Genomic DNA, 26,977 nt, shown 5'->3' on the forward strand with positions numbered 1-26,977 from the left:
GACTTCCATGTTCCGACCGCGCGAAAGGGGAGACCGTCGTGTACTCCGGAATCGTGGCCATGGCCCTGGTGGCGATGTCGGTCGTCGTTCTCCTCTACGCGCTGCACCGCACAGCAGTAATCACGGCCGACCCGCTGACGGTGCTGCCCGCTCAGTCCGGGTGGATGCCGCAGGAGCACGCGCTGTCCCGGTTCCACGCCCGCTGGTACCTCGCCTCGATCGTGTTCCTGGCCTTCGACGTCGAGATGCTCTTCATGTATCCGTGGGCCGTGGTCGTGATCGAGAAGGGGATCTCCGCGGTCGTGGAGATGTTCCTGTTCCTGGGGGCCCTGCTCGTCGCCGTGGCCTGGGCCTGGCGGGAAGGAGCCTTCCGATGGGCCTGAACGAACTCCTCGCCCGCTTCGCGGTCCGGGCCGCGCAGGTCCTCGTCGTCGAGGTCCCGGGACACTGGGACGCGCGCATGGAACTGGAGCAGCAGATGCTCCGCCGCGGGTGGCGGCCGGCCTGGACACCGGCCGACGCGGACGTGCTCGCCGTGTGCGGTGTCCCCGGCCCCGAACTCTCGGAGCTCGTGGACCGGCTCTGGGAGCAGATGCCCGGTCCTCGTGTCCGCGCCGACATCACCTCGCCCGGAGGGGCGGGACCCGCCCTCGACGACGCCGCAGCGCTGCTGCTCGACACCCCGCACCACCGGACGGACGCACGGGAACGGCCGCAGGAGCCCGAGATCCCCGAGGACGTGGATCATGGGGGCCACGGGGGCATGGACCACGGGGGCATGGACCACGGCGAGATGGACCACGGCGAGATGGACCACGGCGAGATGGACCACGGCGAGATGGACCACGGCGAGATGGACCACGGCGAGATGGACCACGGCGAGATGGACCACGGCGAGATGGACCACGGCGAGATGGACCACGGCGAGATGGACCACGGCGAGATGGACCACGGCGAGATGGACCACGGCGAGATGGACCACGGCGAGATGGACCACGGCGGTCATGGCGGCATGGACCACAGCGGGCACGGCGGGATGGACATGGCCCCGGGGGGAATCCCCCTGGCCGAGGGCGGGGAGGACCGTGACGGGCTGGAGATGGACGTGCTCCACCTTCCGCTCGGGCCCGTGCTGCCGTTCTGGCCGGCCGGGCTCGTGCTGCGCTGCTCCCTGCAGGGGGATGTCGTGGTCGACGCCGACGCCTCCGTGGTCGACGGCGCCGGAGCAGGCGGACCGGGTCCCGGTCCCGCGCCGGCGGCGGTGGTGTGGTGCGACCAGGTCGTGGCGCTGCTGGCCCTGGCCGGGGCCGAGGACGCGGCATCCGGCGCCCGCCGCGCCCGGGACGCCCTCCTGCACGGCGATCGGGGCGCCGCCCGGGCCGCCGCCGAGCGGCTGCACCGGACGATCCGGGGATCACGGCTGCTCCGCTGGTCGCTGCGAGGCGTGCTGCCGCTCGACCCGTCCGCTCTGGAGCACCACGGGCTACCGCGGCACTGCCTCGGGGACGCCCACGACCGGCTGCTGTCCCGGGTGGAACGGATCCGGGCCGAGGCCGGTGGCGCGGTGCCGGTCCCGGTGGAGGACGCCGCGGTGCCGTGGGCGGTGCTGCCGGAGCTGGTGACCGGGCTGGAGCTGGGCTCCGTGCGGTTGGCCGTGGCGAGCCTGGATCTCGATCCGCATCCTGCCGTCCAGGCGGTGGGGCATGGCTGAGAGCGTGGTGACGACCGTTCCCGGCGGATGGGCCGTGCTGGCGGGGATCCTCCTGTGCGGCCTGGCCTTCTTCGCCGTGGCCCTGGATGCGGCGCTCTCGGCCCGGGCGCAGGGCAACGGCGGCGGGTGGGGCGCGCCGCTGGGCCGGACGGCGCGGCTGCTGCGGCAGCGGCGCCGGGCCACCGTGGCCGCGGACACCCTGCTGTGGCGGGTCGGCGGCGCGGGCATGCTGGTCGGGGCGTTCCTGATGATCGCGGTGATCCCGCTGGGGGAGTGGACGCTGGCGGACCTGGACGTCGGCGTCGTGTGGTTCAACACCGTGGACGTCATGGTCTGGGCGCTGGTCTGGCTGGCGGGGTGGGGCGCGAACTCCACCCACGGTCTGGTGGGCGGCTACCGTTTCCTCGCCCACGGGCTGGCCTACGAGCTGCCGCTGATGTTCGCCCTGGTGGCCCCGGCGATCGCCGCCGGCAGCCTGGCCGTGGGGGACGTCGCCGCGGCCCAGGACGGCGTGTGGTTCGTGGTGTGGATGCCGGTGGCGTTCCTCGTCTTCCTCATCGGCGTGACCGGCTTCTCCGTGTGGGGGCCCTTCGCCCCGGCGCTGGCTGCCGACCTCGGCGGCGGCGTGCTGGCCGAGCTCTCGGGGGTCGACCGCCTTGTCCTCCAGGCCGGGCGCTACCTGTTCCTCACCGCCGGCGCCGCCTTCTCGGTGCCGCTCTTCCTCGGTGGCGGCGCCGGGCCCGTGCTGCCCGACTGGGCGTGGGTGCTCGTGAAGACCGTGGCCGTGCTGGCGGTGCTCGTGTGGTTGCGGCGGAGGATCCCGTTGCTGCGCCCGGACCGGTTCATGGAGATCGGCTGGGTGGTCCTGCTCCCGGCCGCCGTGCTCCAGGACCTGGTCGTGTCCCTCGTCGTCGTCTGGAAGGGCTGAGCCGTGCTGGTCGGAATCGTGTTCTGGGTCCTCGCCGTGGTGGCGGTGGCCGCGGGGGCGCTCGTGTTCGTGGTGGACTCCATGGCCCGGGCCACCTATGCCCTGGCGCTGTCCTTCATCGCCGTGGGGGTGCAGATCCTGTTGCTGGGCCAGAGCTACCTGGGGATCATCACGATCCTGATGATGGTCATGGAGATGGCGGTGATGGCGGTCTACATGGTGATGTTCATGGGCATGAACCCCGCACTGATGCCCATGGACATGACCCACGGGAAGAAGACCGCGATCGGCGCCTCGGCCGGGGTCTTCGTGCTGCTGGCCGCCGGCGCCCTGCTCGTCCCGTGGCCGCAGCGGCGCGGCGCCCCGCCCGAGGACCTCACGCACGCGCTGGGCCTGGAGATCATGGGCGAGAAGATGCTGGTCATGGCCGTGGTGGGTCCGGTCATGGTCGCCACCATCGTGGCCGGAGTGGTCCTGGCCGCCCACCGCACCCGCTACGACCGGCTCGGTGACGACCTGCGCCGCCGCCCGGCCGACGACCCGCAGCCGGGAGGTGTGGGCCGATGACCCTGGAAGCCGTGCTGGTCGTGGCCTCCGCGCTGTTCGCGGTGGGGCTCTACGGCGCCCTGTCCCAGCAGGTGGTGGTGATGGTGATGATGGGCCTGGAGCTGATGATCAACGGGGTGCTCCTGGCCGCGGCGGGGTTCTGGTGGTTCCTCGCCCCGGACCCCTCCGGGCAGGTGCTGCTGCTGGTGGTCCTGGCGGCCATGACCGTGGAGATGGCCATGGGCTTCGCCGTGGCCACGCTGCTGCACCGCAGACGGCAGACCGACATGACCGACATGGCCGAGGAGCTCTCCCGATGACCGCGGCCCAGGCCGTGCTGCTGGCCGTGGTGGTGCTCCCGGCCACCGTGGGCGCGGTGCTCGCCCTGAGCCGGGCGGAGCGGGCCGCGGCCCCGGTCGCGGTGCTCACCGCCGCGGTGACCACGGTGCTGGCGGTCGCCGCCGCCCTGGCCCGGCCCGCCCTGTCGTCCCCGTTCGTGGCCGGCGCCGACTTCGCGCTGGAGGTCGACGCCCTCGCAGCACTCACCCTCCCGATGGTCGCGGGAGTGACCCTGCTGGTGCTGGTCTTCGCGGCCGGCAGCATCCGGGCGGCACAGCCGCGCTTCCACGGGCTGATGCTGATCTTCGCCGCCGCGGCCCTGACCACGGCCGCGGCCGCCAGCCTGCCGGCGCTGCTGTTCGCTTGGGAGCTGATGGGCGCGACCTCCTACGCCCTGATCGGGTTCTGGTGGCGGGACTCCGATCGCGTCTCGGCCGGGCTCACCGCCTTCGTCACGACCCGCACCGCGGACCTGGGGCTCTACGTCGCCGCCGGCGCCGCCCTGGCCGGGGGCGCCGGAATGGCCCTAGCCGACCTCCCCGCGGCGGAGGACCCGTGGCGGCACGTGCTCGCGGCCGGGATCCTGGTGGCCGCGCTGGGCAAGGCGGCGCAGCTGCCGTTCTCGTTCTGGCTCTCGGGGGCGATGCAGGGCCCCAGCCCGGTGAGCGCGCTGCTGCACTCGGCGGCGATGGTGGCCATGGGCGGCTACCTGCTGCTGCGCGTGGAGCCGCTGCTGGCCTCCACCGGGTGGGCGGGCCCGGCCGCCGCGTGGCTCGGGGTGGCCACCGCGGTGCTGATGGGGATCGTGGCCCTGGCCCAGCGGGAGCTCAAGCAGCTGCTGGCGGCGTCCACGGTGGCGCAGCTGGGCTTCGTGGTGCTGGCCGCCGGGGTGGGCGCGGTCAGCGGCGGCGCGGCGCACCTGGTGGCCCACGCCTCCACCAAGGCGCTGCTGTTCCTCGCCGCCGGGGCGTGGCTGACGGCGCTGGGCACCGAGGAGCTCACCGCACTGCGCGGGGCCGGCCGACGGTGGCGGGTAGTGGGCGTGACCGCCACCGTCGGGTCGCTGGCCCTGGCCGGGATCGCCCCGCTGTCCCTGTGGGCCACCAAGGACGCGGTGCTGGCGGGGGCGCTCGAGGTCTCGGGCCTGCTCTATGCCGCGGGGCTCGTGGCGGCGGCCCTGTCGGCGGCCTACGCGGGCAAGGTCCTGTGGACCGTCTGGCGCCGCGGTGACCGCGCCGAGGCGCGGGACGGCGGCACCGGGCAGGTGGGGGTGCTGGAGCAGGCCCCGCTGGTCGTGCTTGCCGCCGGGGCGGCCGTGCTGGGGGTGCTCGCCCTGCCCCCGGTCAGCTGGATCCTCGCCGAGGCGGTGGGCGGGCACGGTGAGGTGGCGCCCGTCGAGCTGTTCGTCTCGGCCGCGCTCGCTCTCGTGGTCCTGCTGCTGATGCTGCGCCTGGGCGTCCCCGAGCCGGGCTGGGCCGTGCGGTGGCTGGGGCTGGAGGCCGCCGCGCACGCCGTCGTCGTCCGCCCCGCGTTGGGCCTGGCGCACGCCCTGGCCCGGTTCGACGACCTCGTCCTGGACCGGGCCGTGACCGCCGCCGCCGGCGCGGTCCCGGGACTGGCCCGGGCCGCGGCCCGGTTCGACGACCGGGTCCTCGACGCCGGGGTCGGCGCCACGGCGCACGCCGCCGACGCGGCCGGCCGGGGTGCGGCCCGCCTCGACGACACGGTGGTGGACGGCGCCGTCGAGGGCTTCGCCGGCCGGGTCCGCCGGCTCGGGCAGCTGTCCCGGGCCCCGCAGACCGGGGCCGTCCACCAGTACTTCCTCCAGGCCGTCGCGGTGCTCGCCGTCGGCGTCGTGGCCTGGTCCGTCTACGTCGTGTGGGGATGAGCATGCTGAGTCTGATCGTCTTCCTGCCCCTGCTGGCCGCCGCCGTCCTGGCCGTGGTGCCCGCGATCGGGCCCGCCGCCGCGCGCTGGGCGTGGGTGGTGGTGTCCGTCGTGGAGCTGCTGCTCGTGGGCGTGCTGTGGGCGGGCTACGAGGACCCGGGCCCCAACGGGCTGGCGTTCGAGGAGCAGGTGCCGTGGATCCCCGGCGTCAACAGCAGCTACCACGTGGGCGTGGACGGGCTCTCCCTGCCGCTGCTGGCCATGACGGCCGTCGTGTTCCTGGCCTGCGCCGTCTACGCCCTGCGGGACGCGGACCGCCCGCGCGTGCAGGCGGCGCTGTTCCTGTTCCTGCAGGGCGTGAGTCTCGGGGTGTTCGTGGCGGCCGACCTCATCCTGTTCTTCGTCTTCTTCGACCTGTCCATCGTGGGCATGTACTTCGTGATCGCCGGATGGGGGCACGGCAACGCGGCCCGATCGGCGCTGAAGTTCTTCCTCTACACGTTCCTGGGCTCCCTGGCGCTGCTGCTGGGCTTCATCGGGCTCTACGTGGCGGCGGCCCCGCACACCTTCGACATCCCCGAGCTCGTCGCGGCGGCGCCCCTGGCGGGTGACCCGCTCACCGGGGGACTGGTGCTCGCGGCGATCCTGGTGGGCCTGGCCGTGAAGACCCCCACCGTGCCCTTCCACACCTGGCTCCCCCCGGCGCACACCGACGCCCCGGCCACCGGCTCCGCCGTGCTGGCGGGCGTGCTGCTGAAGATGGGCACCTACGGGTTCGTGCGCATCGCCATGCCGATCCTGCCGGAGGCCTGGCGGGCGTGGGCCTGGGTGATCGTGGCCGTCGGCGTCGTCTCGGTGCTCTACGGGGCGTTCGTGGCCCTGGCCCAGACGGACCTCAAGCGGATGATCGCCTACACCTCCGTCAACCACATGGGCTACATCGTCCTGGCCCTGGGCGCGGTCGGTGTCCTCGCCGAGGGCGCCGCCCAGGCCCGTTCCGTGGCGGTCACCGGCGCGGTCGTGCAGATGGTCAGCCACGGGCTGATCACCGCCGCCCTGTTCCTGCTCGCCGGGGTGATGCAGGACCGGGCCGGCACCTACGACATGGGCTCCTACGGCGGGCTGGCCGCCCCCGCCCCGCGCTACGCGGCGCTGTTCGCGGTCGGGGCCTTCGCCTCCCTGGGCCTGCCCGGCTTCTCCGGGTTCATCGCCGAGTTCCAGATCTTCGCCGGCAGCATCGCGGTCGCCCCGGTCACCGCGGTGGCCCTGCTGGGCATCCTGGTCACCGCCGCGCTGTTCCTGCGGGCGCTGCAGCGGGTCTTCACCGGCCCGGCGGCCGGGCACACCCCCGGGTTCGAGGACCTCCGGGCGCAGGAGGTGTGGTCCGCCGGTCCCCTGCTGGGCCTGTCCCTGCTCATCGGTGTGCTGCCCCGGGTGCTGCTCGAGGTGATCGAGCCGGCCTCGGCCGCCCTCGTGGGCCTGGTCGGGCGGTAGCCGATGGAGGCCTCGATGCAGATGCGCCCCGAGCTGCTGCTGCCCGAGATTCTCGTCTTCCTCGGCGGGCTGGTGGTGCTGCTGGGCGGATCGTTCCTGCCCCGCGACCGGCAGTGGATCGCCCGGGCAGCCGCCGCCCTGGCCCTGCTGGGTGCCGCGACCGCGGCGGCCCTCGCCATGGCCGGGCCCGCGCAGAGCGCCTTCAGCGGCACCTTCGCCGTGGACACCGCCACCGGGGCCGCGCGGGTGATCGCCGCGGTGACCACCCTGCTGGTCCTGGGGGTGGCCTCCGGGGAGATCGCCGGGTCCCCGCGGGAGTCGGACACGTACGCGCTGCTGCTGCTGGCCACCACCGGGGTGATGGTCCTGGCCGGGGCCACCGACCTGCTCGTGCTGATCGTGGGGTTCCTGCTGGCCAGCATCCCCCTGTACGGGATCGTCGGCCTCACCGGCGGCCGCGCCGGGGCCGAGGCCGCCCTGAAGACCTATCTCATGGGGGCGCTGTCCGGGATCCTGCTCATGCTCGGGGTCACCGTGCTCTACGCCCTGGCCAGCGGCACCGACTACGCCCTGCTCCAGGAGGAGCTGCCCGCCGCCCCGGCCGCGGCCGTGGGTGCGGGTGTGCTGGGCGTGCTCGCCGGGCTGCTCTTCAAGGCCGGTGGGGTGCCCTTCCACTTCTGGGTGCCCGACGCCGCCCAGGGCACCGGGGCCACCGCCGCCACGTTCCTCACCACCGTGCCCAAGGTGGGGGCGCTGGTCGCCGTGTACCGGCTCGTGGCCACGGTCTCCGCCGGGGACGGCTCCTGGTTGCTCGTCGCGGCGCTGCTGGCCACCGCCTCGATGGTCCTGGGCAACCTCGCGGCCTACTGGCAGACGGATCCCCGCAGGCTGCTGGGCTGGTCGACGGTGGCCCAGGTGGGGTTCCTGCTCGTGCCCGTGGCCGCGGCCGGGCGCAGCGACCTGGCCCTGCCCTCGCTGCTGTTCTACCTCGCCGCCTACGCCGTCACCAACGTCGCCGCGTTCGCCGTCACCGCCGCGCTGCCCGAGCACCGGGAGCTGGCCGCCTACCGGGGCCTGGCTCGATCCCGCCCCGGCCTGGGGCTGGCCCTGCTCGTGGCGCTGCTGGGGCTGGTGGGGACCCCGCCGCTGGCCGTGTTCGTCGGCAAGCTCACCACGGCCACCGCCGCTTGGGACGGCGGGCACGGCTGGCTGGTGCTGGTGGTGATGCTCAGCAGCGTGCTCAGCCTCTTCTACTACCTGCGCTGGTTCGCCCCCGTCTTCGCCCGCCCGGACCAGGACGCCGAGGGGTTCCCCGGCCACGGCGGGGCGGCCGCCTGGCCGGCCGTCACCGCCGGGGTCGCCGCGGTCGCGAGCCTGGTGCTGGGCGTCCTGGCCGGTGTGCTGTGGGCGGCACTCGAGGGCCCCGTGGTCATGTAGGTGCGGCGGCCTTCGCGCCCCGGTCCGCCCGTGCGCAGCGCCGAGACGGCGGACTCAGGTCCGGGTGTTCTGGCCGTGCTCGGCTGCATAGGCGGCGAAGACCTCTCCGGGGTGCTCCCCGGTGCCCACGAAGTCGTCCTTGATCTCCGACCCGAGCTGGTCCAGGGCCGAGGACAGCCGCTGGGCGCTGGACCGCACCGCCGGTTCGGACCGGGCCATGGCCGCATCGCGGAGCCGCAGCGCATACGGCAGCTGGCGGGCCAGGGATAGGTCGGGGTTGCTCTCCTGGAAGTAGAAGCCCTCGGTGTGCTGGGTGAAGTCCACGGAGATCTTCGTGAGATCCGCCTGCAGGGAATCCAGGACCCGGGAGGCGATGGCCGGCTCGACCTCCCCGATCGTCTCGGCGTAGTCGGCGTCGGCCAGGCCCTTGAGGTCCAGGGCCAGCGCCCGGCGCCGCATCAGGGGAGGATAGATCTGCGTGAACCACGTCAGCGCCGCGGTCAGCAGCGCGAACCCGGTCAAGGCCTCGAGCGGGGAAGCGACCCGGATCCACGGGTCGGTGGCCACCACGTCCCCGTAGCCCAGCGTCGACAGTGTCACCACGGAGACGTAGACGGCCTCGACCGCGTCCGGGTAGGCGGCCGGGTTGATGCCGGAGGAGTACATGAACCCGCCCGGGATGTGCGGGTAGTAGATCAGTGCCCACCCCGCTGCTTGCAACAGGACCCAGAGGAGCACCACGGCCACCATCGCCGCCGGCCCCACGGCGGAGCCGGCCCGGTGACCGGTGGCCTTCGAGACCCTCCACACCGCGGAGAGCACCAGCCGGCTCAGACGCCCCTGGCCGCTGGGGTGTAGCAGGGTGTGGAACATGTCCATCAGCCCGGCCACGATGACCATGATCCCCAGGGCTGTCAGCAGTACGTCCACGATCGACCTCCGTCGTTGGTTCTTGCTCTTCCGGTCCCCGGGTCCCGGGGCGGCTCACCGGTCCTCAGCGCTGCTCGTGCTCGCCCTGCCGCGCGTCCTCGTCGGAGCGGTGCCGCACGGTGAACCACTGCGCCACGACGATGACCAGGGCCACCACGGCGGTGACCACCAGGGTGAACGGGTCCGACTGCGCCTTCAGCAGCACGAACGGCACGAGCACCGCGACGTCGAGGGCGATCGCGACCCACGGGATCCAGGCCCGGGCCCCGACCTCGTCCCGGAGGTGGCGGAGGATGCCGAGGTGGATGGCGATGTCCATGGCCAGGTACAGGATGGCGCCGAGGGCGGCGATCTGGGACAGGTCGAAGAAGGCGGCCATCAGGATCGCCAGCCCGGCGGTGATGTACAGCGACTGGTGGCCTTCCTTCCCCGGCAGGCCGGGGGCCTGGCCCATGTCGCGGAGCATGTCGTAGAGCTTCGAGACCGAGAACAGGCTCGCGATCAGCCCCGACAGGGTCGCAACCACGGCGATCACCACGGTCAGCGTCACACCCCAGGCGCCGAACATCGGCTCGGCCGCCTCGGCCAGGGCGTAGTCCCGGGCCTCGACGATCTGCGGCACGGTCAGGCTGCCGGTGACCGCCACGGTGATCAGCAGGTAGAGCACGGTGCACAGGGCGATGGAGATCATGATGGAGCGGCCGATGTTGCGCTCCGGCTGCTGCAGGTCGGCGCCCTGGTTGGTGATCGTGGTGAAGCCCTTGTACGCCAGGATGCACAGGGTGGTCCCGGCCAGGAAGCCCAGCCATCCTGCCTCCGGCGGGGTGCGGTCGGCCGCGGTGACCAGCCGGCCCAGGGAGGACACCCCCGCGGCGAGGATGCCCGCGACCGCCAGCACGGCGATCCCCACGATCTTGAGCGCCGCGGTCACCGTGGCGGAGCGCTCCACCCACCGGTTGCCCACCAGATTCACCAGGGCGGCGGCCGCGATGGCGACCACCGCCAGCACCGCCACCCACACGGCGGAGCCCTGCAGGCCGAAGGGGCGCAGCAGGTAGGTGCCAAAGGTGCGGCCCAGCAGGGACTCGGCCAGGATCATCGACACGTACATGAACAGGGAGAACGACCCGGCCACCACCCCGGGGCCGTAGGCGGCCTTGAGCAGCATCGCGATCCCGCCCGCGGACGGGTTGGTGGCCGAGTAGCGGATGTAGGAGTACGAGCTGAACGCCACGACCACGGCCCCGGCGAGGAACGCCCAGGGCACCCAGCCGCCGGCCAGCTCCGCGACCTGCCCCACGAGGGCGAAGATGCCCGCGCCGATCATCACCCCCGTCCCCAGGGCGACGGAACCGGTCAGGGAGAGTTTCTGCTGCGTCTGCGTGCTCTGGTCCATGAGGAAATGCACGTCCTTCCTGCCGGGGCGGTGAACGCCCCCGGCGGCGAGGTGGGTCGAACAGGGTCGGTGGGGTGGTCCGGACAGGTCGGTGGGCCGGGCCCACGGTGTTCAGCGGGCCTCGACGGTGCCCATCATGCCGAGGTCCTCGTGGTCGAGGATGTGGCAGTGGTAGACGGTGCGGCCGGCGAAGTCGTCGAAGGCCACCCGGACCGTCACCTCCCCGAAGGCCGGAACGTTGACCACGTCCTGCCACCGCGGCCCGGAAACCTCGCGGCCCGCCTCGGCCACGACCTGCATGGGCCACACGTGCAGGTGCACCGGGTGGTCCATGGGGCTGGAGTTGGTCAGGGTCCACTCCTCCACGGTGCCCACCCGGACCCGCTGGTCGGTGCGCCCGGCGTCGAACTCCCGGCCGTCGATCGTGAAGGACATCATCTGCCCGGGACCGCGCATGCCGCCCATCATCCCGCCCATGCCCATGCCCATGGCGAAGTCCAGGGTGCGCCGGGCCTCGACCGGCTCCTCGCGCAGGTCCCGCAGCGCCGGCCCCGCGGGCACGGGCCCGGCCGGCTCGACCGGGTCCCCGGCGACCTCCAGGGTGAGCAGCTCGACCGGACCGCCGGAGCCGGGACGCTCCCCGCCCGGGCCCGTCATGCCGTCTGACATCCCGCCCGTCATCCCGTCCATGCTGCCGCGGTCCACCGGGGTGGCCACCAGGGTGGAGGTGCCCGCCCTGGTGTCCACCAGCAGCTCCACCCGGTTGCCCGGCGCCAGGGTCACGTCGGTGACCTCGAGCGCCTCGGGCAGCCGGCCGACGTCACGGCCGGAGAGCCACAGGTCCTGCCCGTCCAGGCTCAGGCGCAGGAACCGGGACGGGCAGGCGTTGACGACCCGCCACAGTTCCCGCTCCCCGGGCGCGGCGGTGGCCACGGGGCGGACCTGACCGTTGACCAGCACGGTCTCGCCCTCCCGGCCCGTCATCCGCTGCGGCGGGGAGGCTTCGGCCAGGTCCCCGGAGGCGTCCAGGGTGAGGTCGGAGATCACCAGCACCCGCTCCCGGGCCACCGGGACGGGGTCGGGGTCCTCGACCACGATGGCCCCGTAGAGCCCGGCGGCGAGCTGGTCGGCCACATGCCCGTGGTGGTGCGGGTGGTACCAGTAGGTGCCCGGCGGGTGGTCGTCCGGGAGGGCGAACTCGTAGTCGAAGGAGTCCCCGGGGGCGATGCTCACGAAGGGGTTGTCCCCGTTGTCCTCCGGGGAGACGTGCAGACCGTGCACGTGCAGGTTCGTCGGGTCGTCCAGGCCGTTGCTCATCGCCACCCGGAGCGTGTCGCCGGGGCGGAGGCGCAGGGTGGGCCCGGGCAGGGAGCCGTTGAACGCCTGCACGTGCGCGGTGCGCGCCCCGATCCGCACCCGGGCGGGGGCGGCCTCCAGGGCCAGGTCCAGGGCGCCGTCCCGGCTGGACAGCACCTCGGGCTGCAGCAGCTCCCGGCCGCCGCCGAGGGTCTCGCCCCCGCCGCCGGTCCACCACAGCCCGGCCCCGCCCACGGCCGCGGCGCCGGCCCCGGCCGCGCCCAGTGCCAGCAGCTGCCGGCGGGTCAGCGGGTTCACCGGTCGCCCTCCTCCAGGGTCCGCAGCCGCTCCCGGAACTCCTCGGTGCTGATCTCCCCGCGCGCGTAGCGCTCCTCGAGGATCTCCCGGGACCGGCGCGGACCCGCACCCGGCGGGGGCGCGGCGGTCCCGCCCTGCCGGGTGCCGCTGCCCGGGTTCCCGGTGAGCAGCTTCACGAGCACGACGACCAGTACCACCGTGCCCACGACGAGCAGCAGCCAGAACAGCCACATCCAGCCCATGCCCCCTCCCATGCCGTCGCCCCACATCATCGCGGTCCTCCTTCGATCGGTCGGTCGGCTTTTGCCGGCGGCCGCCCGTGGGCGACGACGCCGGTCACCGGGGCGGTCAGGAACCGTCCGGCAGCTCCTGGAGCATCCGCTCCATCTCGGCGATCTCCGCCTCCTGGTCTGCGACCACCTGGCGGGCGAGCTCGACGGCCTGCGGGTTCTGCCCCTGCTCGATCTGCTCCTGGGCCATCTCGACCGCGCCCTCGTGGTGGACGGTCATCTGCTCCAGGTACAGCTGGGCGGCCCCGGCGCCCTGGGCGTCCTCGAGGGCGGACATGTCCTCCTCGCTCATCATCCCGCTCATGCCCGCCCCGGAGCCGTGGTCCATGCCGTCCATCTCGCCGGCGTCGGCCAGGGGCTCGGCCTCCCAGGCGGTGAGCATGTCGTTCATGCGCTCGATCTCCGGGCCCTGGGCGTCGATGACTCCCTGGGCGAAGTCGGCGACCTCGGCCGGGACGTCGTCCTTGGCCAGCAGCATCTCGCTCATCTCCACGGCCTGCTCGTGGTGCGGGAGCATCATCTGGGCGAACATCACGTCCGCGTCGTCGTGCTCGGCGGCGATCGGCTCCCCTGAGGTAGCGCCCGACGGGGTGCTCGAGGGGCTGCCGGCCCCGGTGGCGGCAGCGGTGGAGCTGGTGGTCTCGGAGGCCGCGTCAGTGTTCTGTCCGCCGCCGGTGCCGCAGCCGGCCAGGGCCAGGGCAGAGGCGAGGGCCACGGCGGTGAGGGAAGAGGCTCGGTTCATGGGGATGTCCTTACGTGGGGTAGTTGGGTGGTGGTGGTCCCAGGCAGGGCCTGGAGACCGGGAGCCGGGGCCGGGTCGTGGGGGATCCGGTCCCGGCACGCTCAGGAAGAGGTGACCGCATATCCGGCACGCGCCACTGCGGCGCGCACGGATTGCTCTGCGACAGGGGTGGTGCTGGTCACGGTAACGGCCGAAGCCTCGCCGGCTACGAGGTCGATTTGCACGTCAAGGACCCCCTCCAGCGCCGTGAGGGCTTCGGTGACCCGGCCGGCGCAGTGGCCGCAGGTCATGCCCTCCACCTGGTAGGTCGTGGCGGTGCCCTCCGAGGACGGCGACTGCGCCTCGAGGGCAGTCCCCGCTTCCTCGGGGACAGTGGAGGGAGCGCAGCAGGCGCAACCGGTGGCGGCCATCGGCAGGGGGCGGCGGGGCGAGCTGGTCATGGTGGGCTCCTTCGGATCGTGAGGGGACGGGGAACGCCCCTCGCCTCTCAGGTATATACCCTGGGGGGGTATAGTGCAAGGATGTCAGTGAGCCTCCCGAGCGGGAGGCAGATCGGCCAGTTGGGGGGTCGGCAACTGGATGGTGAACACCGCGCCGTGTCCGGGGCCGGGGGAGGCGGCGGCCAGGGTGCCGCCGTGGGCTTCGACCAGTGCTTTGGAGATGGCCAGCCCGATCCCGGAGCCGCCGTGGTCTCGGTCCCGGGCGGTGTCCCCGCGCCAGAAGCGCTCGAACACCTGGGGCAGTTGCTCGGCACTGATGCCCTCACCGGTGTCGCTGATGCAGAGGACCACTTGGCCGGAAATCTGATGGGTGGCGCTGACGGTGACCGTCCCACCCGCTGGGGTGTGGCGCAGGGCGTTGGTGAGCAGATTGCCCAGCACCTGCCCCATCCGCTGCCGGTCCACCTCCAGGACCCCGGTCTCGTCGTCGACGTCCACGTCGAGGGTCACGCCCTTGGCGGTGTAGGACTCCCGGTGGGCCTCGGCGGCGGTGTGCAGCAGTTCGAGCACGGGTTGTTCTGCGCGGTCCAGGTCGATGCGTCCCTCCTCGGCGCGGGAGACGTCGGTGATGTCCTCGGCCAGCCGGGTGAGGCGTGCCAGTTGGTCGGTCATGATCTCACTGGTGGTTTCGTCCCAGTGGATGACCCCGTCCTGGAGGCCTTCGCAGTACACGGTGAGCACCGAGATCGGGGTGCGCATCTCGTGGGCCAGGTCCGAGAGCATCCGCCGGCGGGTGCCTTCGGTGCTTTGCAGGCGAGCAGCCATGGTGTTGAACGCGGTGGCCACCCCGTCCACCTCCGCCCCGGCTCCCAGGGCCGGTACCCGGGTGTCGTAGTGGCCGCGGGACATGCCTTTGGCGGCTTCGGTCAGCTTCCCGAGAGAGCCCTGGATGCGGCGGGATAACCAGAGGCTGGCGACCAGGGCGCAGATCAGGGCCGTGGCCAGGGCCACGGCCACGGTGATGAGGTTGGTGTCGCGGTAGGCCTGCTCCACGTGCAGCAACTCCGGGGAGTTCTCCGAATGCCCGGCCATGATCAAATGATTGTGGAAGATGGCCGGGCCCATCAGGGAGGCCACCACGACTGCCGCCGCCAGGGAGGCTGCGACCACCAGCACCTGGACGGTGAAGAACCGGGTAGCCAGACTCCGCTCGCGCCGGGGACTCACGGTGCCACCATCCGGTAGCCGACCCCGCGGACCGTGTCGATGAAGCCGATCGGGTCCTCCCCGAGCTTCCGGCGCAGGTGCCCGATGTGCACGTCGACGATCCGCTCGTCCCCGACCCAGGAAGGATCCCAGACGGTGTCGATGAGCTGGCGGCGGGTGAGCGCCTGGTGCGGACGGGCCGTCAGGGCCGCCAGCAGGTCGAACTCGGTGCGGGTCAGGCCCACCGGCCGCCCACCTACCCGTGCCTGGTAGGCGGCCAGGTCCACCACTAGGTCCCCGAACACCCGGGCCGTCTCCGCCCGGGCCACGGCGGTGCGAGGCCGGCGCAGCACCGCGGCCACCCGGGCGACGAGCTCGCGCACGCTGAAGGGCTTCGTGATGTAGTCGTCGGCCCCCGCCACCAGTCCGGCCAGCTTGTCCTCCTCGTCCCCCCGGGCGGTGAGCATCAGCACGTAGCACTCGGAGAAGCCCCGGATCCTGCGGCACACCTCGATGCCGTCCATCCCCGGCAGCCCCAGGTCCAGCACCACCACGTCGGGAGCCTGACCACGGGCGGTCTCCACGGCCTCGGGCCCGGTGTGTGCCAGGTCCACCGCATAGCCGGCGCGGGTCAGGTAGGTGGCGACCATCTGCGCCAGGGGTTTCTCATCATCGACCACCAGCACCCGCTCCGGGCGGGTGCCGGCATCGGAGCCAGAATTCATGCCTCCAGTGTGTCCCTGCCCTGCAGGCTGATTCGACCCAGGGGCCTTTCCTGCGGCAATCTTCGCCAAACCTTCAAGGAAAACGGCGCAGAGCCCCTCTACAGCCGGTCGAGAATAGTAGGTGGTCCTCGTGATGTGGTTACGAGGCGGAAAGGACCCATGAACTGCTTGACCCGCAGATCCCTCCTCCTGGCCGGGTTCAGCCTGCTGGGATCCGGGGCCCTGGCGGCGTGCTCGCCGCAGGCGAACTCCACGGCTCCGGCTGCTTCCTCCAGCAGCAACAGCGCCGGAACAGCGATCACTCACGTCCATGCCATCACCCGCGACACAGCCACCGGGGTGATTCTGTTGGCCACCCATGAGGGCCTGTTCCGGTTGGCGAACAGGGAGTTGACCCAGGTGGGTCCGGTCGTGGACCTGATGGGTTTCACCCTCACCGAGGGCCGCTACCTCGCCTCCGGCCACCCCGGGATGGGGACCGACCTGCCCGAACCGGTCGGGCTGATCGAATCCACCGACGGCGGCGAGACCTGGGAGGTGCTTTCCCGTGGCGGGGAGTCGGACTTCCACGCCCTGACCGCCAGCTCGGACACGGTCATCGGTTTCGACGGGCAGCTGCGCGCCAGCACCGACGGGCGCACCTGGGACACCCTTGAGATCCCCTCCGCCCCGGCGTCCCTGGCGATCGCCTCGGGCACGGGCACGGTCCTGGCTACCACAGAGAAGGGCGTGCTGCGCTCCATCGACGACGGGAGCACCTGGGACACCCTGGACACCCCGCAGCTGATGTCGATGGTGGCTTGGGCGGATGAGAAGACCATCGTCGGCGCCGGCATCGACGGGCGCCTGCTCACCAGCGCTGACGCCGGGGACACCTGGGTCACCAGCGAGGAGGCGATCGGGGAGATCACCGCCCTGGGGGCGAGTATCACTGCGGAGGGGACGGTGGAGACACTGCTGGTGGCCGATTCGGCCGTCCTGCGCACCACCGACGGCGGCAAGACCACCGAAGCGCTGCTGTAACGACACAGGCGAACCAGCCGGACCCGTGGGTTCCTCCGTACTCACTGCACCGGTGGTGGACCGGCAGGTTCTTGAGATAGTGACCAGGCAGGAAGTCCGATGAGCGACAGTCCGCACCCATCACCCACCCGGGGCCGCTCCCGCCCGGGCTCCCCGGTTCGTCTCGGCATCCTGGTGGTGGTCCTTGCCATCGTGATCTATTTGCTCACCGCCCACTGGCTGCACGTGGCCGATGCCCTGCCGTATGTGTTCGTGGCCGCCATGTTGGTGATGCACCTGTTCGGCCACGGCGGCCACGGCGGCCACGGCGGCCACGGTGGCCATGGTGGCCACGGTGGCCACGGCGGTGACCTCCAGGAGGGAGGAGCCGGTGATGTCCGGTGAGTACGGGTACGGCCTGTGGTGGCTGGTGATCCTGAATTCCGTGGTGTTCATCGTCTTTGCCTTCAGTTTCATCCAGCCCAAGACCAGGCTCGACTGGCGTGCGTTGGGCGGGTTCTCGGCGTTCGTCATCGCGCTGTTCACCGAGATGTACGGCATTCCGCTGACGATCTTCTTGCTCTCGGGCTGGCTGGGTGAGAAGGTCCCCGGCCTGCAGTCCCTGGATCATGGATCGGGGCACCTGTGGCAGGAGATTTTCGGGTGGGGAGGGGATCCGCATCTGAATCCCCTGCACCTGCTCAGCAACCTCGTGATCGGGGCGGGGCTGTATCTGCTCTACCGGGCCTGGCGGGTGCTCTACGCGGCCCAGCGCGAAGGGCGTCTGGCGAGCACCGGCCCGTATGCGCGTCTCCGCCACCCGCAGTACGTAGGGTTCTTGGCTGTCATGGTGGGCTTTCTGCTGCAGTGGCCCACGGTGCTGACCCTGCTGATGTTCCCGGTGCTGGTGGTCGTGTACTGGCGGCTGGCGCGCAAGGAGGAACAGCTGCTGGTCCGCCAGTTCGGCACCGGCTACCAGGATTACGCCCGCCGGGTGCCGGGGTTCGTTCCCCGGTTCCGCCGGCAGACGGCCGGCTCCTGAGCAGCACGAGGGCAGCCCCGGACCGAGGGGCGCCCCGGGTGGGGACCATGCTGTGGGTGACGACCGCCTGGGGTCTGTGTTTCGTGGCCATCCGATGGGGTTTGCAGGACGCGCCGGTGCTGTGGTTCGCGGCACTGCGTGCTCTGATCGCCGGGGCCGCGTTGTTGTTCGTCGCCGCCGCGCAGCGACGGCCTCTGTGGCCGCGGGGGCCGTCCTGGGGTCTGCTGACGGCGATGGCGGTGGTGAACGTGACCGTGGCCTTCGCCGCGATGTTCGCCGGGACCGCAGGACTGGCCACGGGGGCGGCAGCGGTGTTGTCGAATGCGCAGCCGTTGCTGATCCTGCTGCCGGCCTGGTGGTTCTACGGTGAGGCCGTGTCTATGCGCACCGCGGCCGCGGTGGTGGTCGGGTTCGCCGGGTTGGTGCTGGTGGGGGTGGCTAGTGGTGGCGGGCAGGGGGCGTGGCTGTCGCTGCTCTCGGCGGTGGCCGTCACCGCCGGAACGTTGATGTCACGGAGGCTGTCCGGAACGGATCTGGTGGTCGCCATCGGTTGGCACTTTGTGCTCGGCGGTCTTCTGCTGGTGGCGTTGGCCGCCGCCTTCGAGGGGGTCCCGGCCATCGCCTGGACGCCCCGGTTCGTGCTGGCGCTGGGATTCCTGTCGCTGGTCGGGACCGCGGCCGCTTTCCTCGCCTGGTTCCGCCAGACCCAGGTGGCACGCCTGGACCTGCTCAGCGCGTGGACCCTGCTGGTGCCCGTGATCGCCATGGTGGTCTCGGCGGTGCTGCCCGGGGAACGGCCCACCGTGTGGAGCGCGGTGGGGGCGGTAATCGTGCTGGTCTCCCTGGCGCTGGTGATGGTCCCGGGCAGGGCTCGCCCGGGACCATGACCAGTCACGCCCTCGGCTCCAGCCCAGGTAGCCATCGGACCCATGGCTCATCGGGCTCCCGCCCATGGGTCACCCGTGGCTAGACTCGGCGCCGACGGCACAGCAGCTGCAGGGAAGGGCGTGACGGCGATGGACAGGCATCTCCGCCACCAGGGGGTAGGCGATCGGGCGACCGCTCCCGGTGACGCTGCGCCGGCCCAGCCACGGCGCCTGCGCGCACTGTGGAACTCGGCCATCGGTGGGATCGGCGTGGCCCTGGGGCTGCTCCCGCACGTGCTGCACCACGTGGGCGTGCTCGCCGGGACGGCGCTGATTGCCGGGTCCGGCGGGACGGTCTTGTTCGGTGTTCTGGGCCTTGCCGCCTCGGTCCCCTTCCTGCTGCGCCTGCGCCGCAGGTTCGGGACCTGGTGGGCGCCGGCCGTCGGTCTGCTTGTCTTCGCGGCCCTCTACTCGCTCTCGGCCTTCGTCATCGGCCCGCTGATCAGCGGCAGTGCAACGGGCGGCGTCCCGGGCGGGCAGGAGTCCTCGGTCCCCTCCCACCGCCCCGGCCACACCTCCGGTCACTGACCGGAAGGGAAGCCCTGCCCTTTCGGGCCACCTGGTGCGGCGGGTGTGCCACACCCCTGGGGAGCATGCCTTTCAGCAACGGGAACAGGATGGGATCCTCCCTGGCCGGCTGACGTTGCGACGTGCTTTTCCCGATGCTCCACGGCAGCACCCCGCACCAGCCCGTCTGAGTTACTGAACCCTTCAGGGGCGACCCCGCCCGCTCGACGATAATCCGAGAGGCCTCTCACATCTGGATCCGCGGATGCGAACACCATGGGGGCCGGATCCGGCTCTACAGCCGGCCTTGGTGTCTGGGTTTGACGACGAGCACGGGGCAGCGGGCGTGGTGGACGACCTGGTTGGAGACCGAGCCCAGCAGCAGGCCGGTGAAGCCGCCGTAGCCGTGGGATCCCACGACCAGTAGATCGGCCCCGGTGGAGGCCTCGATCAGCACGGCGGCGGCCTGTCCTTGGACCACCTCGCCGGTGGTGTCCTGCTGCTCGGCGTGCACACTGCGCAAGGCCTGGTTCTGGAGGTGCCGGGCCCTGGTTTCGTAGCTGGTCAGGTCCCACTCCAGGTCGTCTCCGGTCACCATGGCCGGGTGCTGCCAGGCGGTCACCACATGGACCTGGCCCTGGCGCAACCGGGCCTCGGTGACCGCCCACTCCAACGCCCTCAGGGACTCGGGCGAGCCGTCCACCCCGACCACGATGCGGAAGGTTTCCGTGGCGTTCACGACCGTGCCCCCGCCGGGGAGTGGGCCTGGCCCGGGTGCGGGGCGCGGGCCAGGAAGTCGGCGCGTACGTCCAGGGCGGCGTCGGTGCGGCTCATGGATTCGGCCCCGTCCGTGACGGTGCCGGCCAGGGCCCGGATCGCGTCGATGTTCTCCGGGACGACCACCGCCTGGTTGTCGACGGTGTAGGTGCAGAACAGCTCGTCGCCGCGCACCGTGAGGATGTCGGCCCACACGGCGACCTCGTACATGTCCCCGCGGGGCCGGCCGAGGTCCCGCATCAGCTCGATGGTGCTGTTGGGCGCCACGATCCCCTCGCTGCTGCGGACCAGCGCGATCCGCGGCACGGCACCCAGCACCTCGAGGACTTCCTCGGAGGAGGCGGGGCGGGTGAGATCGATGCTCCAGTAGTGCAGATGGTTCTGGGTGTGGGAGCCCTTCGCCGCCATGGTCACCACGTCCAGGTCCGGCACGACCGTCTGCGCGTCGGGTCCCTGGTGGCTGGGGATGGCCGTTTCCGGGACGACGGTGTTCATGATCCCGGAATGATCGGACTCCCAGGGGTCGGTGGCCCGGCGGATGAGCACCCCGCGCGCCCTGGCCAGTAGCCCGGCGTCCTGCAGCGCAGTGAGGGTGCGGACCGTGGCGGTGGTGTTGCAGGAGACCGCCCGGGTGGCGTCCCGGTTCAGGGCGGTGGCGTAGTTGGCGTGGGCGACGAAGGAGTGGCCGGTGAGGGCATGCTTCTCCCCGCCCTGGAAAACGGCTTTGACCCCGTGGGCGCGGTAGTGCTCCAGATTGGTGGCCCCGATCCTGGCCGGGGTGCAGTCCACGATCACCTCCACGGCCCCGAGCAGCTGGTGCAGTTCTCCCGCCACGGGCAACCCGCTCGAGCGCATCGCCGCGGCCCCCTCGGCGGTGGAGGCGTAGATGGGGATGCCGCGGGAGACCGCGGTGGCGATGCGGTAGTCGGAGATCACGTCGCTGACCCCGACCAGTTCCATGTCGTGTTGGGCGGCGATCGCATCGGCGACCCGTTTGCCGATCACCCCGTAGCCGTTGACGCCCACCCGAATCTTCTGGGTCATGATCGCTCCTCTTTCCTGCAGACGCTGTCGGTGGCCGCTGAGCCGACGCCGCCCGGTAGTGCGGTGCTCCTGTGCTGCAGGCCATCGCAACGATCGTCACGGCGGGCGGCGGCTGATGCTCAGGGGTCTCGCGAAGGCCGGTCCGGACCCAGGATGCTCCGGCCGGGGAGCGGTGGCAGGTCCGGCTGAGAATTCAACATGAAATCTTCACCGACTCGGCCTTCATTACCTCCCACCCAAGACCTACCGTCAGTCATGTACCTGCCCGAAACACCATCGGTTGCCGTCCGCCCACCTCCGGTGATGGCCGGCCAGGCCGAGTCTTCGAGGAAGGGCACGGACGAGGTGGTGAGGTCCGCCGACACACCGCTGGCTCGCAGAGAAGGATGGTCCGGGATGAGCGAGCACGAGGCCACTGCCGTCATGGAGGTGCAGGGCGTCCACTGGGCCTCCTCCAAGGCCGTCGTCGAGGCGACGCTCTCCCGCCGCCCGGGCGTGCTGGCTGTGGAGGCCAACCCTGTCTCCCAGACGGCCAACGTCACCTACGACCCCGACCAGACCTCGATCGCGGATCTCATCGGCTGGGTGCGTGAGTGCGGCTACCACTGCGCCGGCCAGTCGGTGCCGGAGCACGTGTGCGACCCCTTGCACGGGCCGGTGTCCCACCACGACCCCGCCGGCCAGCCGACAGCCAGCAGCTTCACGGACAGCGGGAGCGGCCACGCCCATCACGTCCACCGGCCTTCCCTCAGCCCCGACCGTGCCACGGCAACGGCGCACCCCGAGGACGACCCCGCCCGCAGCACGCACCCGCCGTCTCACACCGGCCACGTGGCCGGCCACGGGGGTCACCAGATGCGCGATGCCCAGGAGGTGATGGGGCACGGCGGGCACGGCGGCATGTCGATGGAGTCCATGATCCGTGACATGCGCAACCGCTTCCTGGTGGCCGCCGCGCTGTCGGTGCCGATCACGCTGTGGTCCCCAATCGGCCGGGAAGTGCTGGGGTTCACGGTCCCGGCGCCTTTCGGGTTGCGCGATGACGTGTTCGCCCTGATCCTGTCGTTGCCGGTGATCTTCTACGCCGCGTGGATCTTCTTCGACGGCGCCTGGCGGGCACTGCGCGCCCGCACCCTGGACATGATGGTCCTGGTGGCCGTGGGGGTCGGTGCCGGGTGGCTCTACAGCCTGGCGGTCACTCTCACCGGCGGCGGCGAGGTGTTCTACGAGGCTGCGACCGTGCTGGCCACCTTCGTGCTGCTGGGCCACTGGGTCGAGATGCGCGCCCGGGGTGGGGCCAACGACGCGATCCGCACCCTGCTGGAGCTGGCCCCGTCGATGGCCCTGGTGATCCGTGACGGGCAGACGGTGGAGATCCCGACCGCGGAGGTGATGCCCGGGGACCTGATGCTGGTGCGCCCCGGGGCGAAGGTCCCCACCGACGGGGTGGTTCAGGATGGGGAGTCGGAGATCGACGAGTCCATGATCACCGGTGAGAGCCTGCCGGTGGCCAAGTCCACCGGCTCCGAGGTCATCGGCGCCTCGGTGAACACCACCGGCACCCTGCGGGTGCGCGCTACGAAAGTCGGCGCCGACACGGCCCTGGCCCAGATCGTCGCCCTGGTCCAGGAGGCCCAGAACTCCAAGGCCCCGGGACAGCGACTGGCGGACCGGGCCGCGTTCTGGCTGGTGTTCGTGGCCCTGATCGGCGGATCGGTCACGTTCCTTGCCTGGTGGGCCTCCGGGGCGCCCACCGCCACAGCGGTCCTGTTCGCCATCACGGTGGTGGTCATCACCTGCCCCGACGCGCTGGGCCTGGCCACCCCCACCGCGATCATGGTGGGAACGGGGCTGGGTGCGCGGCGGGGCGTGCTGTTCAAGAACGCCACCGCCCTGGAGACCGCCGCGCGCATCGACACGGTCGTCCTCGACAAGACCGGCACCCTCACCAAGGGCGAACCGGAGGTCACCGACCTGATCGCCCACGGGATCGAGGAGGACCAGCTGCTGGGCCTGGTGGCAGCGGTCGAGCGGGAGTCCGAGCACCCCCTGGCCGCAGCCGTGGTGACCTACGCCGAGGACCGGGGCGCGCCCCGGTGGGAGGCGGCCGACTTCCGCAACGTGCCCGGCCACGGGGCGGTGGCCACCGTAGCCGGGCAGCAAGTGCTGGTGGGCAACCGCAAGCTGATGGTGGACCAGGGCATCGACATCACCGGTGTCTCCGCCCAGCGCGAGCGGCTGGCCGCCACCGGGCGCACCGCCGTGCTGGTGGCCGTGGACGGGGCCGCCGCCGGGGTCATCGCCCTGGCCGATGCCGCCCGGCCCACCGCCGCTCCGGCGGTGGCGGCGCTGCACGAGGCCGGGATCGAGGTCGTCATGCTCACCGGTGACAACCAGGCCACCGCCGAACGCATCGCCGGGCAGCTGGGCATCGACACGGTCATTGCCGAAGTGCTGCCGGAGGACAAATCGGCGAAGGTCGCCGAGCTCCAGGCCCAGGGCAGACGGGTCGCCATGGTCGGTGACGGCGTCAACGACGCCCCGGCGCTGGCGAAAGCCGATCTGGGGATCGCCATCGGCGCCGGCACCGACGTGGCCATCGAAACCGCCGACGTGGTGCTGATGCGCTCGGACCCCCTGGACGTCCCGATCGCCCTGCGGATCGGGGGCGGGACCGTGCGCAAGATGCGGCAGAACCTGGGCTGGGCCATCGGCTACAACGTCATCGCCCTGCCCATCGCCGCCGGGGTCTTCTACCCGGCCTTCGGGATCATGCTCAGCCCGGAGATCGCGGCGATCTCTATGTCCGGTTCCAGTGTGATCGTGGCCGTCAACGCCTTGATGCTCAAGCGCCTGCACCTGCCCGAGCCCGGGGAAACCACCACCAGTCCCGTTGCCACGGTCCCCGCACCCCAGCCCACCGGGGCCCGCTGACACCACGCTCCTCGCAGCACGACCGACCGGACCGTGTACGCCGCGATGAGCGACCGCCTCCGGGATTCCTCAGAACTCAGAGAGGAGCCTGTCCGAGATGGCCTCCACCGACCACGGCAGTGCCGCCGAGATGCCCCCTCGCCCCGGGCACGGCCCGGCGCTGCCCTATGAGGCGGTGCTGTTCACCCTTCACGAGGTCATCACGCCCGCCGTCCTGGCCCAGGTGGGCGTGCGCGCCTATCCGGGCACGATCGCCCTACTGGAGCGTCTGCGCGCCGGAGGCATCCCGCTGGGTCTGGTCACACCCCACGCGGATGCCGAAACAGTGCTGTCCGACGCCGGGGTGCACGCCCGGTTCGACGTGATCATCGACGGGCGGACCGCCGCCGAACAGTACCTGCCCGGCCCGCCGGACCCGGCCCTGTACCTGGAGGCGACCCGCCGCCTCGGGGTCTCCCCTCAGCGGGTCGCGGTGGTCGAGGACACCGCGGCCGGCGTCCAGGCCGGCCGCACCGGGGGGTTCGGGCTGGTGGTCGGCATCGACCGCACCGGGACGCGGGAGGCCTTGGAGGAGGCCGGGGCCGACCTGGTCCTGGGCGAGGTCTCCGAGCTGGACCTGGGCGTCTCGCGCACCGACCCGTGGCGGATGGTCTACCACGGCTTCGACCCCGCCCACGAGGGCCACCGGGAGGCACTGACCACCCTGGGTAACGGCTACATGGCCACCCGCGGGGCGCACCCGGAGAGCCGCGACGACGGCATTCACTACCCTGGCACCTATCTGGCCGGAATCTACAACCGAGCCACCTGCACCATCCACGGGCAGGAACTGGAGGAAGAACACCTGGTCAACACGCCCAACTGGCTGCCGCTGGATCTGAGGATCGGGGAAGGCCCGTGGTGGTCCACCGGGCAGCCGGCCACCGCCGGGGATCGGCGCGAGCTGGACCTCCGCCAAGGCGTGCTGACCCGCTCCCTGTCCCTCACCGGACCCGAAGGGCAGTGCCTGTCCGTGGTGCAGCGCCGGCTGGTGTCGATGCACGCCCCGCACCTGGCCGCCCTGGAGACCACCGTGACCGCCCAGGGCTTCAGCGGGCCCGTCAGCCTCCGCACCGGCATCGACGCCGACGTCACCAACACCAATGTCCACGACTACATCGGCACCGGCGGGCAGCACCTCACCGCGCCCGTGTTCACCGAACCTGACCCGGACACGGTCCTGTGCGAGGTCACCACCACCCAGAGCCGGATCCGCCTGGCCCTGGCTGTGCGCACCACCATCGACGGCGCCTCGGCCCGGGCCCGTCCCGGGACCTCCGAGGACGGCCGCTACCGCCGCCAGTACGAGCTGGAGCTCACCGACGGACACCCGGTGACCGTGCTCAGGACCGCGGCCGCGGTCACCTCCCGTGACCGCGCGATCTCCGCCCCGGCCACCGCGGTACTGACCGAGCTCGCCCGCCACCCTGAAGACTTCACCGATCTGCTCCAACCCCATGCGGGGGCCTGGCGGAGGCTGTGGGACCGGTTCGCCATCACCCTCAATGCCGACCGGCAGTCCCAACTGGTGCTCAACCTGCACGTGTTCCACCTGCTGCAGACCGTCTCGGAGCACACCGCTGCCCTCGATGTCGGGGTGCCGGCGCGGGGCCTGCACGGTGAGGGTTACCGGGGACACGTCTTCTGGGATGATCTGTTCGTCTTTCCCGTCCTGGGCCTGCGCGTCCCGGAGGCCACCGAGGCGCTGCTGGACTACCGGTGGCACCGGCTCGACGCGGCGCGGGCTGCCGCCCGCGCCCAGGGCCTGAACGGGGCGATGTTCCCCTGGCAGAGCGGCAGCGACGGGCGGGAGGAAACCCCCCGGCAGCTCTACAACCGACGCTCCCACCGCTGGGTACCTGACCGCTCCCACCGGCAACGCCACGTCGGGCTGGCCGTGGCCTACAACGCCTGGCAGCACTACCAGGCCACCGGCGACCGCGCCTGGCTGGCCTCCCGCGGGGCCGAGCTCATCGTCGAGGTCACCCGCCTGTTCGCCTCCATGGCCACCTACGCCCCGGAGGTGGACCGCTTCCACATCGACCACGTGATGGGCCCGGACGAATACCACGACGGAGCCCCCGACGCCCCCGGCACCGGGCTCCGCGACAACGCCTACACCAACGTGATGGTCTCCTGGCTGTGCGACCGGGCGACCGCCGTGCTCACCGAACTGGCCGGACACCCGGCCCGGGAGCTCACCGACCGACTGCGCATCACCGCCGAGGAGATCGCCCTCTGGGAGCACCTGGCCCGCCGCCTGGCTGTGCCCTTCCATGACGAGGGGATCATCAGCCAGTTCGCCGGCTACGGGGACCTCCTGGAGCTGGACTGGGCCGGCTACCGGGCCCGGTACGGCAATATCGAACGCCTCGACCTGATCCTCGAGGCCGAGAACGACAGCACCAACCGCTACAAACTGGCCAAACAGGCCGATGTGCTCATGCTCATCCACCTGCTGGGCCCCGACGGGACGACCAGGGCACTGACACGACTGGGCTACGCCTTCGACAACGACGACCTGCGGCGCACGGTGGAGTACTACCTGACCCGGACCGCCCACGGGTCGACGCTGAGCCGAGTGGTCCACACCTCGGTGCTCGCTCAGATCGACACCACCCGCGCCTGGACCGTCTTCCGCCAAGCACTGCTCGCAGACCTGGACGACACCCAAGGCGGAACCACCCGCGAAGGCGTCCACCTGGGCGCCATGTCCGGCACGCTCGATATCGTCGTACGTGCCTTCGCCGGCCTGCGCATCGAGGCCAACGCGCTGGACTTCACCCCCCGGCTGCCCGACCACCTGCGAGACGTCGGCTTCCAAGTGCTGTACCGGGGCCACCGCATCGATGTCTCCCTGTGCATGGACACTCTCCATGTCCACCTCCAGCCCAGCACCGCACCACCGGTACACATCAACGTGGCCGGTGGCCTCGTTGAGCTCAGCGGCGGACAAGACCACCAGTTCCCGCTCACGCCGATCTCTTCCGCCACCGTCGAATGATCTCCAGCGGCTGATGG

The 26,977-nt window shown here is 71.7% G+C and carries 25 protein-coding genes; 15 read left to right on the forward strand and 10 right to left on the reverse strand.

The annotated features are described in order from the left end of the window. The first annotated feature begins 38 nt into the window (after nucleotides 1–38). From EQG70_RS01280 to EQG70_RS01315, 8 genes are read left to right on the forward strand one after another with little or no spacing between them, the layout of a single operon-like run. Complete coding sequence (locus tag EQG70_RS01280) at nucleotides 39–383, forward strand: NADH-quinone oxidoreductase subunit A (RefSeq protein WP_109244531.1); 345 nt, start codon at nucleotides 39–41, stop codon at nucleotides 381–383. Beyond that, complete coding sequence (locus EQG70_RS18685; protein WP_280115153.1) at nucleotides 374–1,711, forward strand: hypothetical protein; 1,338 nt, start codon at nucleotides 374–376, stop codon at nucleotides 1,709–1,711. Before EQG70_RS01280 ends, EQG70_RS18685 begins: the two co-directional genes overlap by 10 nt. Beyond that, nucleotides 1,704–2,639, forward strand: a complete 936-nt coding sequence (locus EQG70_RS01290) for a complex I subunit 1 family protein (RefSeq protein WP_109268473.1) — start codon at nucleotides 1,704–1,706, stop codon at nucleotides 2,637–2,639. The genes EQG70_RS18685 and EQG70_RS01290 overlap by 8 nt, the downstream gene beginning before the upstream one ends. Nucleotides 2,640–2,642: 3 nt before the next feature. Continuing rightward, complete coding sequence (locus EQG70_RS01295) at nucleotides 2,643–3,206, forward strand: NADH-quinone oxidoreductase subunit J (protein WP_109267942.1); 564 nt, start codon at nucleotides 2,643–2,645, stop codon at nucleotides 3,204–3,206. Further along, nucleotides 3,203–3,505 (forward strand): NADH-quinone oxidoreductase subunit NuoK, encoded by a 303-nt coding sequence (locus EQG70_RS01300; RefSeq protein ID WP_138976438.1) that lies wholly within the window; start codon nucleotides 3,203–3,205, stop codon nucleotides 3,503–3,505. The genes EQG70_RS01295 and EQG70_RS01300 overlap by 4 nt, the downstream gene beginning before the upstream one ends. Next, nucleotides 3,502–5,412 (forward strand): proton-conducting transporter transmembrane domain-containing protein, encoded by a 1,911-nt coding sequence (locus EQG70_RS01305; RefSeq protein ID WP_109269540.1) that lies wholly within the window; start codon nucleotides 3,502–3,504, stop codon nucleotides 5,410–5,412. Before EQG70_RS01300 ends, EQG70_RS01305 begins: the two co-directional genes overlap by 4 nt. After that, on the forward strand, nucleotides 5,409–6,905 hold the full coding sequence (locus EQG70_RS01310) for a complex I subunit 4 family protein (RefSeq protein ID WP_244296638.1): 1,497 nt from the start codon (nucleotides 5,409–5,411) through the stop codon (nucleotides 6,903–6,905). The genes EQG70_RS01305 and EQG70_RS01310 overlap by 4 nt, the downstream gene beginning before the upstream one ends. Before the next feature lie 15 nt (nucleotides 6,906–6,920). Further along, entirely contained in the window at nucleotides 6,921–8,342 is a 1,422-nt protein-coding gene (locus tag EQG70_RS01315) for an NADH-quinone oxidoreductase subunit N (RefSeq protein WP_244296639.1), read from the forward strand. A gap of 54 nt (nucleotides 8,343–8,396) precedes the next feature. Here the strand turns inward: EQG70_RS01315 and EQG70_RS01320 are convergent, their stop codons facing one another. The 8 genes from EQG70_RS01320 to EQG70_RS01355 form a co-directional block, all read right to left on the reverse strand. Further along, complete coding sequence (locus tag EQG70_RS01320; protein ID WP_109269514.1) at nucleotides 8,397–9,272, reverse strand: potassium channel family protein; 876 nt, start codon at nucleotides 9,270–9,272, stop codon at nucleotides 8,397–8,399. 64 nt (nucleotides 9,273–9,336) lie between these two features. Then, nucleotides 9,337–10,668 carry an APC family permease gene (locus EQG70_RS01325; RefSeq protein ID WP_109269513.1) on the reverse strand — a complete coding sequence of 444 codons (1,332 nt, stop codon included), beginning with the start codon at nucleotides 10,666–10,668 and terminating at the stop codon, nucleotides 9,337–9,339. A 111-nt stretch (nucleotides 10,669–10,779) separates the two neighbouring features. Next, on the reverse strand, nucleotides 10,780–12,282 hold the full coding sequence (locus EQG70_RS01330) for a multicopper oxidase family protein (protein ID WP_109269512.1): 1,503 nt from the start codon (nucleotides 12,280–12,282) through the stop codon (nucleotides 10,780–10,782). Beyond that, entirely contained in the window at nucleotides 12,279–12,554 is a 276-nt protein-coding gene (locus EQG70_RS01335) for an SHOCT domain-containing protein (protein WP_109269511.1), read from the reverse strand. The genes EQG70_RS01330 and EQG70_RS01335 overlap by 4 nt, the downstream gene beginning before the upstream one ends. 76 nt (nucleotides 12,555–12,630) lie before the next feature. After that, entirely contained in the window at nucleotides 12,631–13,314 is a 684-nt protein-coding gene (locus tag EQG70_RS01340) for a DUF305 domain-containing protein (protein ID WP_138976439.1), read from the reverse strand. Nucleotides 13,315–13,415: 101 nt separating this feature from the next. Further along, a complete protein-coding gene (locus tag EQG70_RS01345) occupies nucleotides 13,416–13,754 on the reverse strand; it encodes a heavy-metal-associated domain-containing protein (RefSeq protein WP_109269509.1) in 339 nt (112 codons plus the stop codon). Between the two features lie 84 nt (nucleotides 13,755–13,838). After that, complete coding sequence (locus tag EQG70_RS01350) at nucleotides 13,839–14,981, reverse strand: HAMP domain-containing sensor histidine kinase (RefSeq protein WP_232035232.1); 1,143 nt, start codon at nucleotides 14,979–14,981, stop codon at nucleotides 13,839–13,841. Beyond that, a complete protein-coding gene (locus EQG70_RS01355) occupies nucleotides 14,978–15,685 on the reverse strand; it encodes a response regulator transcription factor (RefSeq protein ID WP_109269508.1) in 708 nt (235 codons plus the stop codon). The genes EQG70_RS01350 and EQG70_RS01355 overlap by 4 nt, the downstream gene beginning before the upstream one ends. Nucleotides 15,686–15,844: 159 nt before the next feature. On the opposite strand from EQG70_RS01355, the gene EQG70_RS01360 reads away from it, so the two are divergent. The 5 genes from EQG70_RS01360 (at nucleotide 15,845) to EQG70_RS18265 (ending at nucleotide 19,183) form a co-directional block, all read left to right on the forward strand. Next, nucleotides 15,845–16,708, forward strand: a complete 864-nt coding sequence (locus EQG70_RS01360; protein ID WP_109269507.1) for a F510_1955 family glycosylhydrolase — start codon at nucleotides 15,845–15,847, stop codon at nucleotides 16,706–16,708. Between the two features lie 99 nt (nucleotides 16,709–16,807). Further along, on the forward strand, nucleotides 16,808–17,092 hold the full coding sequence (locus EQG70_RS01365; RefSeq protein ID WP_109269506.1) for a DUF2933 domain-containing protein: 285 nt from the start codon (nucleotides 16,808–16,810) through the stop codon (nucleotides 17,090–17,092). Then, a complete protein-coding gene (locus EQG70_RS01370; protein WP_109269505.1) occupies nucleotides 17,082–17,729 on the forward strand; it encodes a methyltransferase family protein in 648 nt (215 codons plus the stop codon). Before EQG70_RS01365 ends, EQG70_RS01370 begins: the two co-directional genes overlap by 11 nt. A gap of 56 nt (nucleotides 17,730–17,785) precedes the next feature. Further along, the gene (locus tag EQG70_RS01375) at nucleotides 17,786–18,616 is read left to right on the forward strand and encodes a DMT family transporter (protein WP_197723063.1); all 831 of its coding nucleotides are present in this window, start codon (nucleotides 17,786–17,788) and stop codon (nucleotides 18,614–18,616) included. Nucleotides 18,617–18,745: 129 nt separating this feature from the next. After that, nucleotides 18,746–19,183, forward strand: coding sequence for a signal peptidase II (locus EQG70_RS18265; RefSeq protein ID WP_197723064.1), 438 nt, complete (start codon nucleotides 18,746–18,748; stop codon nucleotides 19,181–19,183). A 274-nt stretch (nucleotides 19,184–19,457) separates the two neighbouring features. Here the strand turns inward: EQG70_RS18265 and EQG70_RS01385 are convergent, their stop codons facing one another. After that, a complete protein-coding gene (locus EQG70_RS01385; protein ID WP_109269503.1) occupies nucleotides 19,458–19,901 on the reverse strand; it encodes a universal stress protein in 444 nt (147 codons plus the stop codon). Continuing rightward, a complete protein-coding gene (locus EQG70_RS01390) occupies nucleotides 19,898–20,983 on the reverse strand; it encodes a type II glyceraldehyde-3-phosphate dehydrogenase (RefSeq protein ID WP_109269502.1) in 1,086 nt (361 codons plus the stop codon). Before EQG70_RS01390 ends, EQG70_RS01385 begins: the two co-directional genes overlap by 4 nt. A gap of 396 nt (nucleotides 20,984–21,379) precedes the next feature. On the opposite strand from EQG70_RS01390, the gene EQG70_RS01395 reads away from it, so the two are divergent. Both EQG70_RS01395 and EQG70_RS01400 read left to right on the forward strand, forming a co-directional pair. Further along, nucleotides 21,380–23,917 (forward strand): heavy metal translocating P-type ATPase, encoded by a 2,538-nt coding sequence (locus EQG70_RS01395; RefSeq protein ID WP_109269501.1) that lies wholly within the window; start codon nucleotides 21,380–21,382, stop codon nucleotides 23,915–23,917. Between the two features lie 97 nt (nucleotides 23,918–24,014). Continuing rightward, complete coding sequence (locus EQG70_RS01400; protein ID WP_109269500.1) at nucleotides 24,015–26,960, forward strand: HAD-IA family hydrolase; 2,946 nt, start codon at nucleotides 24,015–24,017, stop codon at nucleotides 26,958–26,960. The last annotated feature ends 17 nt before the right edge of the window (nucleotides 26,961–26,977 follow it).

This window comes from Kocuria rosea, assembly GCF_006094695.1.
In the GTDB taxonomy this organism is placed as follows: Bacteria; Actinomycetota; Actinomycetes; order Actinomycetales; family Micrococcaceae; genus Kocuria; species Kocuria rosea.